The organism is Salinibacter sp. (assembly GCF_042218895.1).
Taxonomy (GTDB): domain Bacteria; phylum Bacteroidota; class Rhodothermia; order Rhodothermales; family Salinibacteraceae; genus Salinibacter.
The window spans coordinates 5,481-12,529 of sequence record NZ_JBDGQQ010000145.1 but is presented as its reverse complement, the minus strand read 5'-3'; the positions used below and the strand labels follow the sequence as shown (position 1 = coordinate 12,529).

General features: G+C 63.7%; 4 protein-coding genes. All 4 read left to right on the top strand.

The window, feature by feature from the left end:
- The coding region (locus ABEL04_RS12310; RefSeq protein ID WP_375802691.1) for a flavin monoamine oxidase family protein at positions 1-788 on the top strand (788 nt) is incomplete at its 5' end.
- Between the two features lie 223 nt (positions 789-1,011).
- Positions 1,012-1,608 carry a DJ-1/PfpI family protein gene (locus ABEL04_RS12305; RefSeq protein WP_375802690.1) on the top strand — a complete coding sequence of 199 codons (597 nt, stop codon included), beginning with the start codon at positions 1,012-1,014 and terminating at the stop codon, positions 1,606-1,608.
- Between the two features lie 132 nt (positions 1,609-1,740).
- A complete protein-coding gene (locus tag ABEL04_RS12300) occupies positions 1,741-2,994 on the top strand; it encodes a hypothetical protein (RefSeq protein ID WP_375802689.1) in 1,254 nt (417 codons plus the stop codon).
- Between the two features lie 307 nt (positions 2,995-3,301).
- Complete coding sequence (locus ABEL04_RS12295; RefSeq protein ID WP_375802688.1) at positions 3,302-6,814, top strand: carboxypeptidase regulatory-like domain-containing protein; 3,513 nt, start codon at positions 3,302-3,304, stop codon at positions 6,812-6,814.
- Positions 6,815-7,049: the final 235 nt, after the last annotated feature.

The following is a 7,049-nucleotide window of genomic DNA, read 5'->3' as shown; positions in this document are numbered from 1 at the left end:
CCGTCGAGCGGTTCGAATGGCCCGAGACGCCGCCGCCGTCGTGGCGCTTCGTGGGTGGGGCGCAGGCGCTGCACGAACAACTCGCAACCGTGCTCCCCGGCGCGGCGATCTGCTTCAACCATCGACTGACGGCCCTGCGCCGCACCGAGGCGGGCGTACAGGTGACGGCGACCACGCCGGACGGAGAGCGTACGGACGAGGTCGAGGCTGTGGTGCTGGCCGTGCCGCCCCGACTTGCGGTCTACACCGTTCGGTTCGATCCGCCGCCTCCGCCGGACGTGCTCGACGCGATGCGTGAGATGCCCACCTGGATGAGCCACACCGGCAAGGCGGCCGTCACCTACGACCGCCCCTTCTGGCGGGAGGGCGGGCTCGCCGGGCGGGTAAAAAGCGAGACGGGGCCGGTCCACGACTGGCACGACGCCGTCACGCCCGACGGCCATGCGGCCCTCGTCGGCTTCATGCATCCACCGGCCCCCAACGCCCCCACGCCAACTGCTCCGGACGACCGGAAGGAGGCCCTCGTCCGCCAGCTCGTGCACTGCTTCGGCGAAGACGCGGCTGAGCCGACCGGCATCGCCATGTGCGACTGGACGCAGGAGGCCGCCACCACGCCTCCGGTCGGCTCGATCTCTGACCCCGACGCACCCCCCGACCCCGCTCCATCGCTCCAGGCCCCGCTCTGGGACGGGCGGCTGCACCTCGCTGCGGCCGAGACCGCCACCGATCATCCTGGCTACCTCGACGGCGCCATCGAGGCCGGCCGCCGCGCCGCCTCCGCTGTGTAGAGCCGTATGCTGGAGGCGACCGAGTCTGCCCCAAAGCTCAAATCTTCACGCCCCCGCACTCCTTCCCCCATTCCCTCACGCCCGCTCGCCCTTTCTTCCTCTCCCCAGTTCCTCCCACCCCGTTTCCCGGCGCCTTCGCGCGTGGCCAACAGGCCGAACCCATTCCGCCTGCCTAGCATGTAAAATACGCGTGCTATCTTCCCACAAACCATCCCGAAAAGCCATGGCCAAAGACATTCTGATGATCGTCGGCGACTTTGCCGAGGACTACGAGACGATGGTCCCGTTCCAGATGCTCGACCTGGCGGGCCATGAGGTCCACGCCGTGTGTCCGGACAAAGAGGCCGGCGACACGGTGAAGACCGCCATCCACGATTTTGAAGGCGACCAGACCTACACCGAGAAGCCGGGCCACAACTTTGCCCTGAACGCGACCTTCGACGAGGTCGACCCGGCCGACTACGACGCGCTCTGCCTGCCGGGCGGCCGCGCGCCGGAGTACCTGCGCCTGAACGACGAGGTCATTGAGACGGTGCAGCACTTCTTCGAGGAAGACAAGCCCGTCGCGGCCATCTGTCACGCAGCGCAGACGCTCGCTGCCGCCGACGTGCTCGACGGGCGCCGTTGCTCGGCGTATCCGGCGTGCGCGCCGGAGGTCGAGGCGGCCGGTGGCACGTACGCCGACATCGAGATGACCGAGGCCGTAACCGATGGCAACCTGGTCACTGCACCGGCCTGGCCCGCCCACGCGGCCTGGATCCGGCAGTTCCTCGAACTGCTTGGCACCCGCATCGAACACGCTGAGCCAGTCGCGGCGTAGGGGCCTGCTCCCGTCGATCTAGGATGAAAGCGTCGGGCCCCCTCGGGGTCCGGCGCTTTCTGGGAAGCGGCAGCCGGGCGGAATGCAGAAGGGGAGGTTCAAGCCCACGACGCGTCCACACTGTCAATCACCATGTTCTCACTTCTTGAGGCGAGGCGGACTCCGCCGCTGATCGGAAGTTTTCTTCTGGCAGCCCTTCTCGTCGCATCGGGCTGCCAGTCCGGAGGCTCGTCGTCTGCCGTTTCTGTCACCCCGTTCTCCGTACCGGCGTCCGCCGGGAGCGGGCAGCCCTACCTCTACGCGGAAGAGGGCGGACCGGTCTGGCTAAGCTGGGTCGAGCCGGTCGGGGAAGAGACGCACGCGCTCCGCTACGCTACCCTGCGCGACACAAGTTGGAGCGATCCGGAAACGGCGGCCCGCGGAACCCACTGGTTCGTCAACTGGGCCGACGTGCCCTCGCTGCGCCCCCTTCCCGATGGGCGGCTCGCCGCACACTACCTCCAGAGCAACGGCCCGAGGGCGCTGGCCTACGCAGTACGCATTGTGCAAACCACCAGGGACGGATCGTGGCAGTCGGCCGTGACGCCCCACAATGACAGCACCAGGACCGAGCACGGGTTTGTGTCGCTGCTGCCGTGGCGGAAGCACCGCCTCCTGGCCGTGTGGCTCGATGGCCGAAAGATGGCCGGAGGAGAGGGACATCAGGGCGAAATGACCCTCCGCGGCGCCGTGCTCGACTCCTCCGGGACCGTGGAACAGCGGGCCCTTCTGGACGGGCGCACCTGCGAGTGCTGCCCCACCAGTGCGGTGCGGGTGGGGGGCAAGGCCCTCGTGGCCTATCGCGACCGCACGGAAAACGAAATCCGCAACATTAAGCTCGTTCGGTTCGACGGCCAGTCCTGGTCCGAGCCTACCCTCCTGCACGACGATGGCTGGAAGATTGCGGGGTGTCCGGTGAACGGACCGGCCCTGACGGCCCGCGGGGACCGCGTCGCCGCGGCGTGGTTCACGGCGGCCGGGGGGACATCCCGCGTCAAAGTGGCGTTTTCGACGGACGGAGGGCAAACCTTCTCCGACCCCACCGTGGTAGCTAACGGAGAGACGAAGGGGCGCGTAGACGCCGTGCTCCTGGACGACGGAACGGCAGTCGTAAGCTGGCTCGGCCAGACCGAAGAGGCCGCGCATCTCCGAGCCCGGACGGTGAAGACCACCGGAGAGAAAGGAGCCCCCTTCACCATCGCGTCGCTCCCCGCCGCGGCCCGGGGCGTAGGAATGCCGCGCCTGGTACGAGGCGACTCCTATCTCTACGCCGCATGGACAGGCCCCGAAGCCGAGAAGGGCTCCAACGTTCGACTCGCCCGGGTATCGACCGAAGCACTCCGCTGAGTGACCCGGCTTTCCGGCCTCCATTTAGAAAATTTTGTTATAGAAATACGTACGACGTTTACGAAACTATTATCTACGAATTAAAGAAATGCGAGGCACGGTTTCTTGAAACGGGACAGTGGACAAAAAGAAATCCGTTTCGTATTCTAGCTACTGCGCGCTGGCCGGAAGCAGTCGCTCGGTCCTTCGAGGGCGCTGTGAGGTCACTTTTTAAGGCATCGGTGGTCACCTCTCGCGCGTCGGGCATCGGTTGCCGTAGGGCTCCATCATCACTCGCAGGTTCATCCAGAACACGTTTTCCTAACTCATGAAACGTTGGGCTACAATACCACTCCTCCTTCTTTTCGGTCTGCTTACGGGTCCGACCGCAGCAGTCGGCCAGGAAACGAATGCCTCCGTTCGGGGACAGGTCGTCGATTCGAACGGGGAGCCGCTCCCTGGAGCGAACGTGGTGGCAATCCACGTACCGTCGGGGACCGAGTACGGGACCTCGACCGGCGGGGACGGCACCTACAACCTTCCCAACATGCGGGTTGGGGGGCCGTACCGCATCACGGCCTCGTTTGTCGGCTACCAGTCGAAGCGGGAGGAAGGAGTTACGCTGGCTCTCGGTCAGACGCTTCGTCTTGATTTTCAACTCCAGGAACAAACCGCCGAGCTCGACGAGGTTGAGGTCGTTGCGGAGGAGGAAGGGCTCCTGGCCTCGGGTCAGCGAGGCATTGCGACGAACGTTAGCGCCGCGGAGATTGAGTCTCAGCCCACGATGAGCCGCAGCATTGCGGACGTGGCGCGGCTGACGCCGCAGGCATACGTCGTGAACTCCAACGACGACGGCCCGGCCATCTCGATCGCGGGGCAGTGGAACCGATTCAACTCGATCTACGTCGATGGGGCCGTCACCAACGATGTCTTCGGCCTCTCCGCACAGGGCACGCCGGGCGGGCAGAGCGGGGCCTCCCCAATCAGCCTCAGCGCGGTGGAAGCGATGTCCGTTGATGTATCCCCTTTCGAGGTGACGAAGTCCGGGTTTGTTGGTGGGGCGATTAACTTCACCACGAAAAGCGGGACGAACCAGTTTAAGGGCTCGTTCGAGTACTACCGCCGGGGCGCCAGCCTGACGCAGAGTCAGTTGACGGTTGGTGGTGAGACGCTCGTGGACGGTCTTCCCTCTTCCACGTCGTCGGACCGCTACGTCTTCTCGCTCGGAGGCCCAATCATCAAGGACAAGCTGTTCTTCTTCGTGAACGCGGACATCCGGCGCGAAAACGAAGGGAAGCCGCTCCAGCCGGGATACAACGGTACCCTGGATCTACGCGGCGGGGATCCCCAGGACAACGCCTTGACGAGTGTCTTCGAGATCCGGGAGTTCATGCAGCGAAACACCGGATACGACCCGGGCACGCCGGGCAGCAAGGTCGACGTCCTCAAAGCTGACAAATTCTTGGGCCGGCTTGACTTCAACATCAGCCAAAATCACCGGCTAACAGCCCGGTACTGGTACAACGACAACTTTAACAGAGACCGCTTCCAGAGCACCCGGAGTGAGATCAATTTCGAGAACAACTCAGAAGTGTTCCCAAGCACGCAGCACAATGCGATGCTTCGATGGAACGGAACCTTCGGAACCAGCGTCGCCACGAAGACCTCGGCAACCCTCCAGAACGTCGTGGATGACCGCGGGGTGGAAGGTGAACCATTTCCGCACATTTCGATCACCGACGGGGGAGGAGGCATCGAACTGGGCTCCGAGTTGTTCTCTTATCCGAACTTCTTGGAGCAGACTGTCGCCACGTTCACCAACGAGACAGACATCTTCCTTGGCGACCACACCCTCACGGTGGGGACGCACAACGAATTCTACAGCATTGACAACCGGTTCGCGATCTTCGGGCCCGGACTGTACTCGTTCAACAACGTGTCTGACTTCGCCGAGACGGTGTGCCACTACGCGGAGCAGAACCAGGGACAGTTCGGCATTCAGGGCCCTGGACCCGTCTGCCAGGCGCAGTACCCGAATCCGTCGCCGCAGACTGCCTTCTACATCCACCAGTACTCGCTCCTCGACGACAACCCGAACACGCAGGAATTTGAGCAGGGGGGAAGCGATAACACGAAGTTGCGGTCCGACTTCAACTCGACGAAGCTCGGCTTTTTTGCGCAGGATCAGTGGCAGGTAACCGACCGCTTCAGTCTTACCTTTGGGCTGCGGGCCGACCTGCCGAAGATTTTGACCGATCCGGGGGCACACCCAAGCGCGAACGAGGAACTGCTTCCGGCCGTCCGAGAGGCCGGGTATAATCTGCACGGCGCGACGGCGGGCAAGATGCCGGACTGGCAGGTGTTCTGGTCGCCAAGAGTCGGGTTCAACCTGTCGGCCGATGAGGGAAACACGCAAGTTCGTGGGGGCGCGGGCGTCTTTACCAGCCGCCTACCACAGTTATGGCCGGGGGCAGCCTACCTCAACAACGGCCAGTCGGCGGACGTCGCGGTTGGTCTTGGCTTCGCAGGGCCGCTGCCGCTACGCCGTCCAGAAAACGGGCTGACGAAGTTTGATGATGCTGGCATCTTCGGCGGAGGCGCGTTTGGGGCGACGCCTCCGTCGTCGGTAGAGGAGCTGACGCCGACCGGCAACTTGATTGTCTTCCGGGAGGACTTCTCGTATCCCCGCGTGCTTCGCACGAGCCTCGCGATAGACCAGCAGCTTCCCTTTGGCTTCGTGGGAACGCTGGAGGGACAGTACTCCAGCAAGCTCAAGGACGTGATTGTGCAGAACGTGAACCTGAAGCAGCCGAATACGACCCTTGAGGCCGGCCAGACGAACGACGACCGCCCGATCTACTCTCAGCCGCGAGACCCGAACACGAGCATCAATATCGACTCCCGGTACGGTGACGTCTACTTTATGGACAACACCGATCAGGGGTACAGCTACACGGTCACGGCTCGGCTCCAGAAGCAGCCGACCGCAGTGTGGGACGGCGGCAACGTTCGTGGGAACGTGTCCTACACCTACGGCGACGCCCGGAGCCTCAACCAATTCGGCGATACGGTCGGGTCAAACTGGGGCGATAACCCGCACGCGAGCACCACAAACAATCTCACGCTCGGCCGCTCGCCCTACTCGCTGGGCCACAAGGTTCAGCTCTCACTCGCCTACCGCCAGGAGATTACGAAGAACGTGTCCACGAACCTGTCGGTCTACTACACCGGTCAGTCAGGTCGTCCGTTCTCGTACACGATCGGCGGAGATGCGGCGACGCGCATGGTCGGAGATGAAGGAGGGCCGCCGCTCTTCTACATCCCGGAGGACGTAAGCAACCTGCAGTTCGAGCCGATCACGGATGGGGACGGAAACGTCCTCCGGAGCGTGGAGCAGCAGCGTCAGGACCTTCGGCGCTACATTGAGAACGTCGAGTATCTGAGCGAGAACCGGGGCGAATACGCCACCCGCAACGGAGACCGGACGCCGTTTGAGGGGGTCGTCGACCTCAAGTTCTCGCTCGACTTTAGCGGCGAACTGGTGGGCCGGAATCAGCGCCTCTCGCTCAAGGCCGATGTCTTCAACTTCTCGTCCCTCCTTGGCGACCTGTTCGGAACCGACTGGGGATACCGCTACCAGCAGTTCGGATCCGTCAGTCCGGTCAACTTTGCCGGCTTTACGGACGAAGATGGAGACGGCCGACCGACGCCCGTGTACCAGTCGGCCCTCGGCACGGAGAACCCTGACACCAATCTGGAAGAGTCGTTCGACGTCGTGTCGAACACGCGGACGTACAGCACGCTCTACCAGATCCGGCTCGGTGTTGAGTACACGTTCTAAACGCCACATGCCAACGGTGCGAGCAGTGTTCGTAAAGCGGGCGGTCGTCGCGAGGCGGCCGCCCGTTTCTACGGCTGCCCTTCCTCAGCCGTGATCGGGGTCCGATCCCCTCTCTGCTTTTCTGGAGCACATGGCCAAGCGTATGCGGTCCTGAACCAGCAGGCCTCAATGTTCGCTTCGATCCGCACCGTCCTCGGTGCGCCGTTCCCATGAGGCGAAGACCCGTCGCGCTCCA

What these genes read in the sequence shown, in the direction of transcription:
- ABEL04_RS12305 (WP_375802690.1), top strand. Translation starts at nt 1,012, where the DNA reads ATGGCCAAAGACATTCTGATGATCGTCGGCGACTTTGCCGAGGACTAC.
- ABEL04_RS12300 (WP_375802689.1), top strand. Translation starts at nt 1,741, where the DNA reads ATGTTCTCACTTCTTGAGGCGAGGCGGACTCCGCCGCTGATCGGAAGT.
- ABEL04_RS12295 (WP_375802688.1), top strand. Translation starts at nt 3,302, where the DNA reads ATGAAACGTTGGGCTACAATACCACTCCTCCTTCTTTTCGGTCTGCTT.